The sequence below is a fragment of the Pokkaliibacter sp. CJK22405 genome (assembly GCF_046614695.1).
Classification (GTDB): domain Bacteria; phylum Pseudomonadota; class Gammaproteobacteria; order Pseudomonadales; family Balneatricaceae; genus Pokkaliibacter.
Genome location: NZ_JBKKHQ010000001.1, coordinates 394,474 through 409,393, shown reverse-complemented (window position 1 = coordinate 409,393; position 14,920 = coordinate 394,474). Strand labels below are relative to the sequence as shown.

Annotated in this window: 14 protein-coding genes; 9 read left to right on the top strand and 5 right to left on the bottom strand. The window is 53.2% G+C overall.

What is annotated here, in order from left to right; genetic code table 11:
- Positions 1-2: 2 nt before the first annotated feature.
- The 9 genes from ACKC9G_RS01850 to dbpA all read left to right on the top strand — a co-directional run bounded on the left by ACKC9G_RS01850 (position 3) and on the right by dbpA (position 8,835).
- Positions 3-173 carry a hypothetical protein gene (locus ACKC9G_RS01850; RefSeq protein ID WP_411403229.1) on the top strand — a complete coding sequence of 57 codons (171 nt, stop codon included), beginning with the start codon at positions 3-5 and terminating at the stop codon, positions 171-173.
- Positions 174-226: 53 nt separating this feature from the next.
- Positions 227-1,108: an NAD(+) kinase gene (locus ACKC9G_RS01845; RefSeq protein ID WP_411403228.1), complete on the top strand. Its 882-nt coding sequence runs from the start codon at positions 227-229 to the stop codon at positions 1,106-1,108.
- A gap of 2 nt (positions 1,109-1,110) precedes the next feature.
- On the top strand, positions 1,111-2,106 hold the full coding sequence (locus tag ACKC9G_RS01840) for a metallophosphoesterase (RefSeq protein ID WP_411403227.1): 996 nt from the start codon (positions 1,111-1,113) through the stop codon (positions 2,104-2,106).
- Complete coding sequence (locus ACKC9G_RS01835) at positions 2,103-2,738, top strand: rhomboid family intramembrane serine protease (RefSeq protein WP_411403226.1); 636 nt, start codon at positions 2,103-2,105, stop codon at positions 2,736-2,738. Before ACKC9G_RS01840 ends, ACKC9G_RS01835 begins: the two co-directional genes overlap by 4 nt.
- A 61-nt stretch (positions 2,739-2,799) precedes the next feature.
- Positions 2,800-3,075: a YeaC family protein gene (locus tag ACKC9G_RS01830; protein WP_411403225.1), complete on the top strand. Its 276-nt coding sequence runs from the start codon at positions 2,800-2,802 to the stop codon at positions 3,073-3,075.
- 48 nt (positions 3,076-3,123) lie between these two features.
- Positions 3,124-4,077 carry a DUF2797 domain-containing protein gene (locus tag ACKC9G_RS01825; protein WP_411403224.1) on the top strand — a complete coding sequence of 318 codons (954 nt, stop codon included), beginning with the start codon at positions 3,124-3,126 and terminating at the stop codon, positions 4,075-4,077.
- Positions 4,078-4,147: 70 nt separating this feature from the next.
- Positions 4,148-6,757: an aminopeptidase N gene (gene pepN, locus ACKC9G_RS01820; RefSeq protein ID WP_411403223.1), complete on the top strand. Its 2,610-nt coding sequence runs from the start codon at positions 4,148-4,150 to the stop codon at positions 6,755-6,757.
- Between the two features lie 115 nt (positions 6,758-6,872).
- The gene (locus tag ACKC9G_RS01815; protein ID WP_411403222.1) at positions 6,873-7,259 is read left to right on the top strand and encodes a hypothetical protein; all 387 of its coding nucleotides are present in this window, start codon (positions 6,873-6,875) and stop codon (positions 7,257-7,259) included.
- 184 nt (positions 7,260-7,443) lie between these two features.
- On the top strand, positions 7,444-8,835 hold the full coding sequence (gene dbpA / locus ACKC9G_RS01810; RefSeq protein ID WP_411403221.1) for an ATP-dependent RNA helicase DbpA: 1,392 nt from the start codon (positions 7,444-7,446) through the stop codon (positions 8,833-8,835).
- Positions 8,836-8,969: 134 nt separating this feature from the next.
- Here dbpA and ACKC9G_RS01805 read toward each other — a convergent pair whose 3' ends face one another.
- The 5 genes from ACKC9G_RS01805 to ACKC9G_RS01785 all read right to left on the bottom strand — a co-directional run bounded on the left by ACKC9G_RS01805 (position 8,970) and on the right by ACKC9G_RS01785 (position 14,753).
- Entirely contained in the window at positions 8,970-11,495 is a 2,526-nt protein-coding gene (locus ACKC9G_RS01805; protein WP_411403220.1) for a hypothetical protein, read from the bottom strand.
- 100 nt (positions 11,496-11,595) lie between these two features.
- Positions 11,596-12,657 (bottom strand): histidinol-phosphate transaminase, encoded by a 1,062-nt coding sequence (gene hisC / locus ACKC9G_RS01800; RefSeq protein ID WP_411403219.1) that lies wholly within the window; start codon positions 12,655-12,657, stop codon positions 11,596-11,598.
- 127 nt (positions 12,658-12,784) lie between these two features.
- Complete coding sequence (gene rsuA, locus ACKC9G_RS01795) at positions 12,785-13,498, bottom strand: 16S rRNA pseudouridine(516) synthase RsuA (RefSeq protein ID WP_411403218.1); 714 nt, start codon at positions 13,496-13,498, stop codon at positions 12,785-12,787.
- 5 nt (positions 13,499-13,503) lie between these two features.
- Entirely contained in the window at positions 13,504-14,256 is a 753-nt protein-coding gene (locus ACKC9G_RS01790) for a UDP-2,3-diacylglucosamine diphosphatase (RefSeq protein WP_411403217.1), read from the bottom strand.
- Positions 14,256-14,753, bottom strand: a complete 498-nt coding sequence (locus ACKC9G_RS01785) for a peptidylprolyl isomerase (protein WP_411403216.1) — start codon at positions 14,751-14,753, stop codon at positions 14,256-14,258. The genes ACKC9G_RS01790 and ACKC9G_RS01785 overlap by 1 nt, the downstream gene beginning before the upstream one ends.
- Positions 14,754-14,920 lie beyond the last annotated feature (167 nt).

Genomic DNA, 14,920 nt, shown 5'->3' with positions numbered 1-14,920 from the left:
TCATGCCAGAAGCGCGAGAAGTGCTCAAAGTCACGGCACATATCAAGGCGTTGCAGCCATGCGCAGGCGCTGAATCAGCGTACTCATTGCGTCTTCAGCGCTGGCTCGTGCTACTCTCTGAAGCCGTGTTACCCTTGAGTCAGGCGCTCTCTGCGTGGCTGATGCTTTATTGATCAGTGCTGGTAACACAGGCGCATTTTACTTTCTGCTGAAGATCGGGACGTTCATGGAACAGTTTCACAACATCGGGTTGATCGGGCGGCTTGGAAGCCCACAGGTCATCGACACAGTTCGCCGTTTGTCGCGCTACCTCCAACAGCAGGGCCTGAATCCCATTCTGGAGGAGAGTATTGCCTCGGTTATGCCCGGACATAACCAGCAGGTTGCCGCTCTGAAAGCCATGGGAGAAGTAGCGGATCTTGCGGTAGTGATTGGTGGTGATGGCTCTTTATTGGGCGCAGCGCGGGCCATCGCACGACATGGTGTTCCTGTGGTGGGTGTGAACCGTGGACGTCTGGGGTTTCTGACTGACATCTCCCCTGACGATATTGAAGATAAAATCGCCGATGTGCTGGCGGGGCATTACACCTCGGAGAGTCGCTTCCTGTTAGGGGCTCAGGTGCATCGTAAAGGTGAAGTTGTCGGTGAGGGTGTCGGCCTGAATGATGTGATTCTTCACCCGGGCAAATCGACTCGCATGATTGCCCTTGATCTCTATATTGATGGTCAGTTTGTGTACCACCAGCGCAGTGATGGCCTGATTATCTCTACCCCGACCGGCTCGACGGCCTATGCGCTCTCAGGCGGTGGTCCGATTATGCATCCGAAGCTGGATGCACTGGTGATTGTGCCGATGTTCCCCCATACCCTGAGTAGCCGTCCGATTGTGGTGGATGGTAATTCAGAGCTTAAAATTGTGATCAGTGAGCAGAACCCGACCTATCCGCACATCAGCTGTGATGGTCAGACCCATATCCATTGCGCCCCCGGTGATGCGATCACCATTCGCAAGCGCCCGCACAAGCTGCGTCTTATCCATCCTCTTAGCTACAACTTCTATGACACCTGCCGAACCAAGCTGGGTTGGGCAACAGGGCAGGGAGGTTGAATTTGTCGCTGCAGCAACCATCTATGGGCTATGACCTGATTGGCGACATCCACGGCTGTGCAAACACCCTGGTGCGGTTACTGAAAAAGCTGGGCTATCGACGTAAAGATGGCGTTTTCCAGCACCCACAGCGTCAGGCTGTTTTCCTGGGGGATATTGTCGATCGTGGGCCGCGTATCCGTGAAGCACTGCACATCGTGCGCGATATGGTGCTGGCGGGGCAGGCGCGAATGGTCATGGGTAACCATGAATACAATGCGCTCTGTTATTGCACCAAACGTGAGGACAGGCCCTGGGAAACCTTGCGTGAGCACAATGCCCGTAATGAGCGCATGATTCGTGAAACGCTGGCCGCCTTCGCCATGCATCCTAAAGAGTGGGAAGGCTTTCTTGAGTGGTTTATGACCTTGCCACTTTTCATCGAAGAGCCTCATTTTCGTGTGGTGCACGCCTGCTGGCATGAAGAATTGATTCGCGATCTGGTAAAGCGTTTGCCCGATGGAGTGATGGATTACGAGTTTTTACAGGCGTCGGTGAAGCCAGGCAGCCCTGAATATCAGGTGATTGATGTCCTGACTCGCGGGACCAATCTGCGCTTGCCCGACGGGCGGTTTATTCAAAGCCGTGATGGGGTTCATCGTCGGGCGTTCCGGACCAGTTACTGGGTCGCAGAACCTGTCACTTACGGCGAGGTGCTGTTCCAGCCGGACCCTTTGCCTGAGGACATCGCGCGTATGCCGATTTCAGGTCAGGACCGTGCCGAGTTGCTCTATTACGGTGAAGAGCACCGGCCATTGTTTATCGGCCACTACTGGCGTGAAGGCAACCCCGCGCCATTGACCGGCAATATCGCCTGTCTTGATTACAGCGCGGTGAAGTACGGCAAGCTGGTGGCTTACCGTATGGATTCTGAACACCGTTTACATCCGGGCAAGTTTGTCTGGGTGGATGTCAAACCTAATGATACCGAACAGCAAGAGGTACCTGTCAGCTTATGAATGGCGTGCTCAACCAGCTCAAACGCGTTCCTGTCACCTCCATCACGCTGGGGATTGCCTTGCTGGTCACCCTGATCACCTCGCTGGGTGATTATCTGCCAATACTGAAGTGGTTCACCATTGTACCTATTGAGGATGCCGGTGCAGGTCAGGTCTATGTGGGGTCTTTGCAATCGACCTTTAGTGAAGGGGAGTGGTGGCGTTTGCTGACGCCGGTCTTCCTGCACTTTTCCTGGCTGCATATCATTTTTAACGGTTTATGGATCTGGGAAGCGGGCAAGCGACTTGAACCTGTCTTCGGTAGAGTCTGGTTACTTCTGACCATGGTCGGTATCGGAATCATTTCCAATCTGGCGCAATACTGGACTGGCACCATCTTGTTTGGTGGCCTCTCCGGCATCATCTACGGTTTATTAGGTTTTATCTGGTTGTGGGGAGTCTTGCGGCCCCGTGAGGATCTGGGCTTTCCCTCGGGAGTATTCATCTTCATGTTGATCTGGCTGGTAATGGGCTTTTTCGGCCTCTCCGCCCAGCTGGGTATGGGCGAGACTGCCAATATGGCTCACCTGGGTGGACTGTTGTCGGGTGTACTGCTGGCGCTGGGCAGCCATGTGATCCGCCGCCGTTATTAACCAGACACTGCTTTTTATTTTTCAGCGTGCATACGCCGAGCTAATCACTGAGTTGAAGATTATGGATTTTGAAACCCTGGCGCGTTCCCTGACGCACGAAACCTATGAAAATCTTAAGCGTGCCGTTGAGCTGGGCAAATGGCCAAATGGTGAGCGTTTGAGTGATGAGCAGCGTGCGCTCTGCCTCGAGGCGATCATCACCTGGAGCGAGCGTAATCTGCCGCCCGAGCAGCGTATCGGTTTTATTGACCGCACCAAGCCGGATGGCACTCAGCATGGTTCCGATCCGCTGGAAAAACTGGGCCAGCCGGACCCTAACCTGATCATCAAACACTGATCAGCTTGTACGATTTTTTATTCTTTCCAAGGGCAGCAAGAGTACTTCATGTCGATCAGTTCTGACTTCCCCTCCGCGCTCAAAGCGGGCAGTGTCAAAGGCCAGCTTCGCAAGATGGCCTCGCAGTATGACTCCGGGGAGATTGCCTATTCTCTCGTGCTGGCTGATGGCGACTCCCGCCAGAAGATTCCACTGAATGCTTTGTTAGGCCAGCAGATTCGACTCTCTCATACAGGCAGGATCTACTGTGTTGAGTGCGGTCGGGCCACTAAAAAAAGCTTTAATCAGGGCTTTTGTTATCCCTGTTTCTCTAAGCTTGCTGCCTGCGATACCTGCATGATGGACCCGGTGACTTGCCATTATGATCAGGGCACTTGCCGTGAGCCTGAGTGGGCCGAGACCGTGTGCATGAGTGATCATCTGGTGTATCTGTCCCTGACCTCATCGGTCAAAGTGGGCATCACCCGCATTACCCAAATGCCCACACGCTGGATCGACCAGGGGGCGACTCAGGCGCTGGCGGTGATGCGCACCCGCACAAGGCATCAGGCCGGCTGTATCGAAGATGTGTTGCGAAAGTCCCTGACGGATCGCACCGCCTGGCAAAAAATGCTGAAAGGGAACGCTGAGGAGCAGAATCTTCGTGAACTCTGGCAGGCATTGAAAGTCGAACATCAAGATGCGCTTGATGGCCTGACCCAGCGTTTTGGCCTGCAGGCTTTTGAGGATGTTTCCGACAGTGAGGATTGGAATCTTCACTATCCGGTACTGAAGTTTCCCACCAAGGTGACCTCTTTTAATTTTGATAAGCAGCCTGAAGTCGCAGGGCAGTTGCTGGGTATCAAGGGACAATATTGGATTCTCGATACTGGCGTGATCAATCTGCGCAAATTTGGTGGTTATGAAGTAGAGGTGGTCTGTGAATCGCCCGCTATAGCCCTTGCCAATGAGCAAGATCAGCAACAAGGTCAGGCAACAACGCCCTCATTATTTGAGGAGTAACACCCGAAGCATTCAGGCTGCTGCGATATAAAGACAACAAACAGAATTTATTTGACGACAGAGGTATGCAATGAGCGAACAATCTCCATCCGCAGTCTATCTCAAAGACTATATGCCGCCTGCGTTTGCGGTGCTGTCAGTACATCTGGATGTCAAACTGAATGAAGGGCGCACTGACGTCATCAGTACACTGGAAATCGAGCGCCGCCATCAGGGTGATCTGGTGCTGAATGGCGGTGCCCAGGCTGAGGTGGTTGCTATTGAGCTCAATGGCACAGCATTGTCTGCCGGTGATTACCAGGTGGAAGGTGAGGACTATCACTTCTCCGGGCTACCTGACCGTGCTCAGCTGAAAATTCATACCGCGCTGGTGCCTGAAAATAACACCACGCTGGAAGGTCTCTACCGTTCCAGCGCCATGTATTGCACACAATGTGAGGCTGAGGGCTTCCGCCAGATTACGCTTTATCCTGATCGACCTGATGTGATGAGCGTCTTTACCACCCGTATTGAGGCTGACAAAGCTGCGTATCCTGTGCTGCTTTCCAACGGTAACCTGACGGAGTCCGGTGAGCTTGAGAACAGTCGTCATTTTGCCACCTGGCATGATCCCTTCCCTAAACCCGCCTACCTGTTCGCGCTGGTCGCTGGTGATCTTGAGCACATCGAGGATAGCTTCCGTACCATGGGCGGTCGTGATGTGACGCTGCGCCTCTACACCGAGCCGCGCAACATCAGTAAAACCGAATTTGCCATGGCTGCCCTTAAGCGCTCCATGAAGTGGGACGAGGACACCTATGGTCGTGAATATGATCTGGATATCTTCAACATTGTCGCCGTTGATGACTTCAACATGGGCGCAATGGAAAACAAGAGCCTGAACATCTTCAACTCCAGCTGTGTGCTGGCGCGCGCCGATACCACCACGGATGCCGGATTCCAGCGCATCGAAGCCATCGTGGCTCACGAATACTTCCATAACTGGTCGGGTAACCGCGTTACCTGCCGTGACTGGTTCCAGCTCAGCCTGAAGGAAGGCTTCACGGTATTCCGTGATAGCCAGTTCTCCTCGGATATGGGGTCAAGCTCTGTTAAGCGTATTGAGGATGTGAACCTGCTTCGCACCGCGCAGTTTGCGGAAGATGCAGGCCCCATGTCTCACCCGGTGCGTCCTGATAACTACATTGAAATTTCCAACTTCTACACCCTGACTATTTATGAAAAAGGCGCGGAAGTGGTGCGCATGTACCACACCTTGCTGGGGCCGGAGTTGTTCCGTAAAGGCAGCGATCTTTACTTCGAGCGTTTTGATGGGCAAGCCGTCACCTGTGATGATTTCCTGGCCTGCATGGAAGAAGTCAGCGGTCGTGATCTGGGCCAGTTCAAGCGCTGGTATTCTCAGGCGGGAACGCCGCGCCTGCATGTCACGGACAGTTTTGATGATGCCAAGGGCATCTATACCCTGCATGTCCGTCAGAGCTGCCCGGCGACACCGGGGCAGGCAGAAAAGGCGCCTTTCCATATTCCTCTGGCCGTCGGCCTGCTTAACCCCGATGGTTCAGAGCACCTGATTAACGGTGAGTCGACCCTGGTGCTGGATGTCACCGAATCCTCTCAGGATTTCACCTTCGAAGGGCTGGCTTCCAAGCCTGTACCCAGTTTGCTGCGTGACTTCTCTGCGCCAGTGAAGCTGGATTACCCCTACACCCGGGATGAGCTGTCTTTCCTCATGAGCAATGACACGGACGGCTTTAATCGCTGGGAAGCGGGACAGCGTCTGGCGCTGTCGGTGCTGAATGAGCAGATTGATGCGATTCTGAATGATTCGGTAGTAGGGATTGATCAGCGCCTGGTTGATGCCTTTGAGCGCGTGCTGCGTGATACCGGGCTGGATCCGGCGGTTGCCGCCAAAGTGCTGATGCTGCCAAGTGAAGCCTATCTGGGTGAAAACGCCGACACAATTTACGTGGAAGCCATCCATCAGGCGCGTACTCGCGTCCGTAAACGTCTGGCTCAGGCGTTGTTGCCTCGCTTTAAAGCGCGCTATGAAGCGACCAGGCCGGAAGGAGAGTATCAGTTCAATGGCGATGACATTGGCCGTCGTGCGCTGAATAATCTCTGTCTGAGCTACATGCTGCTTAGTGAAGAGAGTGGTATGGGCCGTATCGCCAAGCTGCACTATGAGCAGGCGGACAACATGACCGATATGATGGGCGCGCTGGCTAACGTTGTCGTGAATGGCGATGCTGAGCTGGCGGATGAGTTGCTGGCAGATTTCTATCGCCGCTGGAAAGAAGATGCCCTCGTTATTAACCAGTGGCTGTCTCTGCAGGCCTCTCATGGTCACGAAGGCACACTGGATAAGGTCAAAGCCTTGCTTGAGCATGAAGCTTTTGACTGGCGCAACCCGAATAAAGTGCGTTCTGTCCTGGGCGCTTTTGGTCAGAGCGGTGTGGGCTTCCATCGTGAAGATGGCGCCGGATACCAGTTCCTGGCAGAAAAGGTGCTGCATCTGGATGGAATGAACCCGCAAACGGCTTCGCGTCTGGTGACGCCGCTAACCCGCTGGAAGCGTTATCCCGGCACGCGTCAGGAGCAAATGAAAGCGGCGCTGGAGTTTTTATCACAGCAGAAGCTGTCCAAGGACGTCTACGAGATCGTCAGCAAAAGTCTGGTGTGATTGAGGAAAGCGTCGGAAAAGCCGCTAGACTTTGAGCTGGCGGTCGACCTTTTCTGTAAAGCTAGGTCAATCAACATAATTCGCCTCGCAAGGGGCGATGACTTTAAGGTGGTTTATGGATTATCGACTTGACCCTTCTGATCGGTATGCCCTGCAACAACAGTATCGCCGGGCGGTGTCCCTTTCTCAGCGTCTTGCCGAAGCGCGTCAGGCACGCAAAGCGGCCAGTGAGTCTCGCTGGTGGATGCTCGGTATTCTTTGTGCGCTGTTTGCTTTCCACTCTGATGTGTTTTTAGGCGGTGCGCTGGCATTCCTCTATGTGCACTTCTTTGTGCTGTTCCGTGAAAAAATGGCAGTGAACCGACTTCAGGAACGTTTTGAAGAGATTGAATGGTGGTTCCATCAGCACGGGCTGGTGATGCGTAATGACAAGCTCTACAGCGAGCGTGATGCCAAGCGTGAATACCCGCTAAATCCGTTTGAAGAATCCTCCTTTTCCTGAGATGCAGCCTTAGAAAAGAACGTAAGGGCAGGAAATACCTGCCCTTATTTTTTGTCTTGAATCCAGTCTTGTTACTCCCTGTGTTGAGTCGGCACTGTGTTTCTCAATAAGCAGGTGCGCGCAGCATTCCTGCCGCTGATCTGCTAAACTGCGCGATCTTTCTTCTGTTTCTGGTATTTCGCCCGTGTCGCACGATTCCTCCGCTCAATTTAGCGCTCTTCAACTTTCCGATGCTGTGTTGGATAACCTGCAGCAGCTTGGCTTCCAGCAGATGACGCCAATCCAGCAGGAAGCACTGCCTCACGCGCTGGCGGGGCGAGATGTCGTTGCACGTGCAAAGACCGGTAGTGGTAAAACCCTGGCTTTTGCCCTGCCAATGCTAATCAAGGCTGACACCAATAATTACGCCCCTCAGGCGTTGGTGCTGTGCCCGACTCGCGAGCTGGCGGATCAGGTTAGCAAGGAAAGCCGTAAAATTGCCCGCTGGAAAGAAAATCTCAAGATTCTGACGCTTTGCGGCGGTATGCCGATTGGCCCGCAAATTGGCTCTCTGGAGCACGGTGCGCAAATCATTGTCGGTACTCCAGGCCGTATTCAGGATCACCTGCGCAAAGGCACACTGAAGCTGGATCAGGTATCCATGCTGATTCTTGATGAAGCAGACCGCATGCTGGATATGGGTTTCAAAGACAGCATCGAGGCCATCCTCAGCCATATTCCTGCGAAAGCGCAGCATCTGCTGTTTTCAGCAACCTTTCCGGATGACCTTGAGAGTTTGGGCAGCAACTTCCTGCGCGAGCCTGTGCAGGTTGAAGTCGATACTCAGCATGTGAAGGCGCAGATCAGTCAGACCGCCATCCAGATTAAAGATGACCAGCGTGAAGCGGTGGTCACTGGTTTATTAAGCCACTACCAACCGGAAAGTTGTGTGGTGTTCTGTAATACCCGTCAGAGTGCTGAGGCGCTGTGCGATACCCTGCGTTATCAGGGGTTTTCTGCGCTGGCATTACACGGTGATAAGGATCAGAAGGATCGTGACCTGATTCTTGCGCGCTTTGCCAACCGAAGCTGCTCCGTACTGGTGGCGACAGATGTGGCATCCCGTGGACTGGACATTGATCAGGTCGAAGGGGTCATCAACTTTGAGATGACCCGCGATGCAGAAGTTCACGTTCACCGCAGCGGACGAACGGGTCGCGCGGGGAATAGCGGCTGGGTCTATAATCTCTACAAGGAAAGCGAGGCGTACAAGCGCGAAGCGGCTGAGAGCGAGCTTGGCATGCAGATGCAGAATGATCGTGCCGAGAAGTGGATTGATGTGCCTTTTGCCCCTTACAAAGCGGAGATGATTACGCTGCAGTTTGACCAGGGCAAAAAGAACAAGATTCGTGCCGGTGACATTCTGGGCGCTTTGACTGGCACTGTGGGTTTGAGCGGTCAGGATGTTGGCAAGATTGCGATCTTTGATTTTCACGCGGTGGTTGCGGTGCGATTCGCGGTGTCTAAGCAGGCGTTAAAGGCGCTGGAAGAGGGCAAACTCAAAGGCCGCAAGGTTCGCGTACGCCGTCTGGGCTAGTTATCTCATTACCCGCCTATCCTTAGAAAGCCAGCGTAAGGAGTAAATGCTCAGCGCTGAGCTACAGATAAAGTGAAATAAAAAAGAGGAAAGCGCAGGCCTTCCTCTTTTTTTTCGCTTATCTATAAAGGTGATTAGCTACTGGATTTGGGCTCATCATCAATGAGATCCGTCAGCGCATTATCACTCGTCGTTGAGGGACTTTCGTCTTCGTCACCTTCAAGGCGGAAGTTGGACTGATAAACGGGTTTCGGTGTCTCTTCTGCCTTAACTGCAGGTGCTGAGCTTAAATCCTCGTCACTGTCCTCATCCTCCAGACTGAAGCTGGTGCTGGTTCGGGCTCCTTTGAGATAACTCAGGCTCAGGTCATCTTCGGTATCCGCTTCGACGGCGCTACCTAAGGATGGCATGTCCTCATCATCCTCCATAAAAGAGAACGAGGCGTATTGGCGCTCAGGAGTCGCCGGCGCTGGCGTTTCATCGCTGTTTTCCTCCAGCCAGCTGTCTTCAGTAAGAACCGGAACATCGTCTGAATCCGTACTGTCTGAAGAATCATCAAGGTCATAGGAAAACGCAGCAACGGCGGGGTCTTCCTCGACGGGAAACTCTTCTGAGAAAGTGGGCTCCTGCGCCACAGCAGGATATTCAGTCAGAACAGAGTCCACTTCAAATGTTGGCTGCAGAGCACTGTTTGCCCAGTCATATTCAAACTGGGGACTGCCTTCGGCGTCAGTATCTTCAGCATTTGCCGTCGAAGCTCCCAGGCTTTCCTGCAGCAAGGCATTGGCTGGGTCCTCATCGGCTTGGTAGGCAAAGATACCGCTCTCAGGCATGCTATCGTCAGTCTCTGCAGCTTCATCTGCAGATTCGGCCTGCTGCCATTCAGAATCCTCTTCAGTGGCTGATGCTGTGGGAGAAATGCCGTCTGTAAGAGCTTCTTCGTCTTCTGAAGTCTCAGTAGCCTCAGGGGTTTCCTGAGCAGTGAAAAATGCAGCCGCTGGATCTTCGTCAGCACTGTAGTCAAAGGCACCCGCTTGCTCTTGCTTATCATCAGCTTCGACGACGTCAGAAGTATCGAAAGGCTCCTCTGCCAGTGGAAGCTCCGCTTCGTTGAACCCATCAGACGTTTCGTCATCGAGGGTGGCAGATGCATCTTCTTCAGTAGTCAGAGCATGCAGTGCTGCGATTTCTGGTGCAGGCTGAGCGGGCTCTGAGGGCTCACCTGTCCATTCAAACTCCCACTGTTCATCTTCGCTCGCAGTGGCAGGCTCCTCAGCAAAGGTTGCTGTCAGAGCCGGTGCGTCGGATAACTGAGGCTCTTCCTCTACGGGGTTGGATGTTGAGAGAGCATAAACTTCAGTCAGTTGATCCGGTGTTTCAGCCTCAGTATTCACTGCAGATTCAGCCTCGTACTGTTCTTCTGCCTCGACTGACTCGGCCTCTTCAAAGTCATAGCTGAAGGGGCTGGAAGTGGACTCTTCTTGCGTACTTTCAGTTACTGCACTGGCTATTATTTCTGGTGCCTGGGCTTCTTCATCTGCAGCTGTTGTGCCTGACCATTGGAACGCCAGTTCGTTGTCGTTATCTGCCGCGGCATCGTCTTCTGCAAAAACAGGTTCGTCAGGCATTGCCGCTGAGGTCAGATCACGGCTTTCCTCGTCGAAGGAGGGGGCATCATTAACCTCATCATCAGCCTGTGTAGTCATGCTACTGAGAAAAACATCGCCAGCTTCATCGGAGAAGCTGCTTTGCGAAATCGCGGAGAACGATTCGATAGCCTCGTCTTCCTCCTCGGCGTTTGACTGCTGCCATCCGGAAAAATCGGTCTCTTCCTCACCATAAGCAAAGGGATTCTCTTCCTCGACTTTAGGGAGCTGATAGCTTTCTGGTTCAGAGAACTGTGATTCACTTTCTTCAAAGTGGCTTGAGACCGAAGCCGCAGCGAAACCAGCACTTGCACCAAGAGCCCCCTGACGGGCGAAATTGCCTGCATTCAGAAAATAGCTGGCTGGGACGGCCTGACTCTCCGAGCGGTCATAGACCTGAGGTTCGGCGGATTTCTGCTTGAGTTTGCCAAAGAGACGCTTTTTAGGCTTGGCTTCAGCTGTTGGAGCTATCGCCTCATGGCTTGTTGCCTGAGGGGGGGCATAAGGAGTGGAAGCTGCAATCGGTACTTCCTGAAAATCGACCACGCCGCCGCGACCCACCATACGGCTCAGAATTTCTGCCAGCACATTAGAGGTTTCCAGCTGGTGCGAGCTCAGGTGATGGAATTCCAGATCCACACCAAGACACAGCTCTTCAAGCTCTTGTATCTGGTTATTCTCAGGCAATACCAGAATGCCTTTCAGCTCACCGCTTTCCCCATGAACAATAGCCAAATCAATATAGGCAGGATGCTCAAGCGTCGACGGCCAGGGCGTAAAAGCATACTCAGGAGACAGGGCAGGGATGGCCTTGAAGGGTGGTTTTAATAGTTGATTGGTTTGTTGCCAGAGGAAGAGCTGGCTGGCTTTCAGCGGATAGCGGTTTAGCTCGCTGAGCTGCCTTTTGGGTTTGCGCGAGGATTTATTGCGCTTGAGAAACCAGACAACCAGAAGCAGGGCAACCAGGCCACCGCCAGCGTACATCAGTAAGGTTGGATCAAGCAGGATATCCATAACCAACTCCAGTGTAAAAAACCAATAAAGGGCGGATGACCGCCCTTTATCAATAACGTTGCAGATCAGGGTCTAAAGAGACCATGACTAGGCGTTTGTTTCAATGCTCAAGGATCGAATCCAGTGCTTTAATCAGTGCCTGACATTCTGCATCGGTTCCAATGGAGATGCGAAGGTACTGGTTAATACGCGCCATGGTGAAGTGTCTGACAATCACCGATTGCTCACGCAGGCCGCTGGCAATGGCTTTGGCATCATGCTCAGGGTGGCGAGCAAATACAAAGTTGGTGTGAGAAGGCAGTACCTCAAAGCCGCGCGAGCGAAGGTCGGCAACCAGCTGTTCACGGGTAGCCATCACCTTTTCACGGACTTTCTGGAAGTAGGTTTCGTCTTCATAGGAGGCCACGGAGGCTGCTGAGGCGATACGATCAATGGGGTAGGAATTAAAGCTGTTCTTTACCCGGTTCAGGCCATCTATAAGATCTTCGTGACCAATCGCCAGACCCACGCGCATGCCAGCCAGTGAGCGGGATTTGGATAACGTCTGCGTCACCAGCAGGTTGGGATAGCGTTGCGTCAGGGGGATAACACTTTCTGCACCAAAATCGACGTAGGCCTCATCGATGATGACGATTGAGTCAGGGTGCTGCTGAAGCAGCCATTCGATATCTGACGCTGGAATAGAAATGCCCGTCGGTGCATTCGGGTTGGCGAAAATAATGCCACCGTTAGCTTGGGTGTAATCCTGAACATTCAGCGTGAAATCCTCCCGCAGGGGAACTTCTCGTGCCTCAATTTCGTAAAGGCCACAGTACACCGGATAAAAGCTGTAGCTGATGTCTGGGTACAGAATCGGCAGGTCATGCTTTAGCAGACCCTGAAACACCAGGGCCAACACTTCATCGGAACCATTGCCGATAAAGACGTTATCAGCGCCTACACCATGATAGCTGGCGATGGTCTGACGAAGAGCGCTGCTGGAAGGATCAGGATACAGGCGAAGATGTTCGTTCGCTGCATGATGGATGGCATCAAGTACTTTTGGAGAAGGCGGATAAGGGTTCTCGTTTGTATTCAACTTCACCAGATTAGTGACCTTGGGCTGTTCACCGGGTACATAGGGTGTAAGTTGGGAGACGATGGGGCTCCAGTACTTGCTCATTTTCTACCGATCCAACTGGGGAATGAGAGGGAAGGTAGATGCTACTCGGCGTGCCGGGGGACTGTCCAGCGCGCCGAGCGGTATTGCCAAGTGGGGGAGTTGAAGGAAGCCAAGTCGGCGGGAAAACTCAGGTATTGCCTGAAAAAACAGCCACTTCTTCATCGGTTAAATAGCGCCATTCGCCCGGTTCGAGGTCTTCATCCAGAATGATGTCGCCAATCTGCGCACGATGAAGCGCCTCTACTTTATTGCCCAAGGCAGCGAACATGCGTTTCACCTGATGATAGCGACCTTCATAGATGGTCAGGCGCACATGTTGTTCATCCAGTAGGGTGGCTTCACAGGGCAGGGTTTCCGTCTCTTCGTTGCGAAGCAGAATGCCTTTTCGAAGCTGATCCAGATGATCCTCTGTTACCGGATCGGCCAGCGTCACTTCATAGACTTTGGCTTTTTGGTGCTTCGGTGAGGTGATCCGATGTGACCAGCTGCCATCATCGGTGATCAACAGCATGCCGGTGGAATCCAGATCAAGACGGCCCGCGCAATGCAGTCTTTCAACAAAAGGCTCATCGATAAGATAAATGGCTGAAGGGTGTTCAGAAGCGTCATCCGTACTGACGTAGCCCGCCGGCTTATTCATCATGATGTAGCTAAAACCTGCTTCACCGAATTCATCGCCCATCCAGACGACTTTGTCTTCACGGTGAATATGCATGCCCTGATCTTTAACGACATCACCATTAACCTGCACCGGCTGTTCGCGCAGCGCTTTTCTCAATTGGCTGCGGCTAAGGCCGGTGTGGTGCGCCAAAAATTTATCGAGACGAATAGGGTACTTCATAGATTTCACAGGGTCTCGACAGGTTCTAGGGTTGAAAGCTCAAAGCGGATCATCTGCCAGTCCTGAGGCTGGGTGTCAGGTTCGATCCAGAGCCCCCAGCCGAAGCGATCCCAGTCACCAAGCACAATGCGCTCGGCGTCATTGCTCAGAGGATGGCGTGCCGGGCGATGAGTGTGGCCGTGAATCATCACAGCTGCGTTGTGGCGTGCCAGGGCGTTATCCACTTCTTCAGGCGTCACATCCATGATGTCTTCCGCCTTATTGGAGCTGGCTTCTTTACTCTGCTCACGCAAAGACTGGGCAAGCTTGATGCGCTCAGGTAATGGCATTGCCAGAATCTGGGCTTGCCACTGTGGCGAACGACTCTGTGCGCGGAATGCCATATAGGCTGCATCGCGAGTGCACAGACTGTCACCGTGCATAATCAGCACAGGGACATGGTTAATTTCGGTGGCGTACTCTTCGGGGAGCAATTCCGCCCCAGTCAGCGACGCAAAGCGCTCGCCAATCAGGAAATCCCGATTGCCGTGCTGAAAGTAGACCTGGCAGCCCGCCTCTTTGAGTGCACGCAGGCGCTCAAGCACAGGTTGCTGCCAGGGCTGAATGCCGTCATCCCCGATCCAGTACTCAAACAAGTCTCCCAGAATAAAGAGCTTGCTCAACGACGCCCCCTGAGTATCAAGAAGTCTGAGTAGCGCTTCCGTGAGTTCAGGGCGGTTAGGTTGCAGGTGCAGGTCAGAGATGAACAGCGTAGTCATTAGGCGATCTCAGCAGATTCGATGATGACGTCGTCAACAGGGACGTCCTGATGGCCGCCTTTGAAAGTCGTCGCGACTGCTTTGATTTTGTTAACCACTTCCATGCCTTCGGTCACTTTACCGAATACGCAGTAGCCCCAGCCGTCCATGGTTTTGGCACGATGGTTCAGGAAGGTGTTATCAGAAACGTTAATAAAGAACTGGGCGGAAGCAGAGTGTGGGTCCATGGTACGTGCCATGGCGATGGAGCCAACAGTGTTGGACAAACCGTTATCGGCTTCGTTCTCGATAGGCTTGTTGGTCTCTTTCTGGGTCATGCCTGGCTCAAAACCGCCACCCTGAACCATGAAACCGTCGATGACGCGGTGGAAGATCACACCATTATAGAAGCCGTCTTTAACGTAAGCTTCGAAGTTCGCTGCGGTTTTTGGGGCTTTGTCATGATCCAGAGCGATCGTGATGTCGCCGTGATTGGTATGCAGGATTACAGTGCTCATGCGTCTTACACCTGTCAGATTGTTACTTGTTGCGCCCCGGAGGGGACCAGTGCGGCACTTTATCCCAAGGCCCAAAGTAGTGCAAACCTCGGCAACCTGCGCCAGCCTTGAAGTATAGCCTGCTCTCTATGGATGCTGAGTTGTATGGATTCCAGTGACGCCTTACA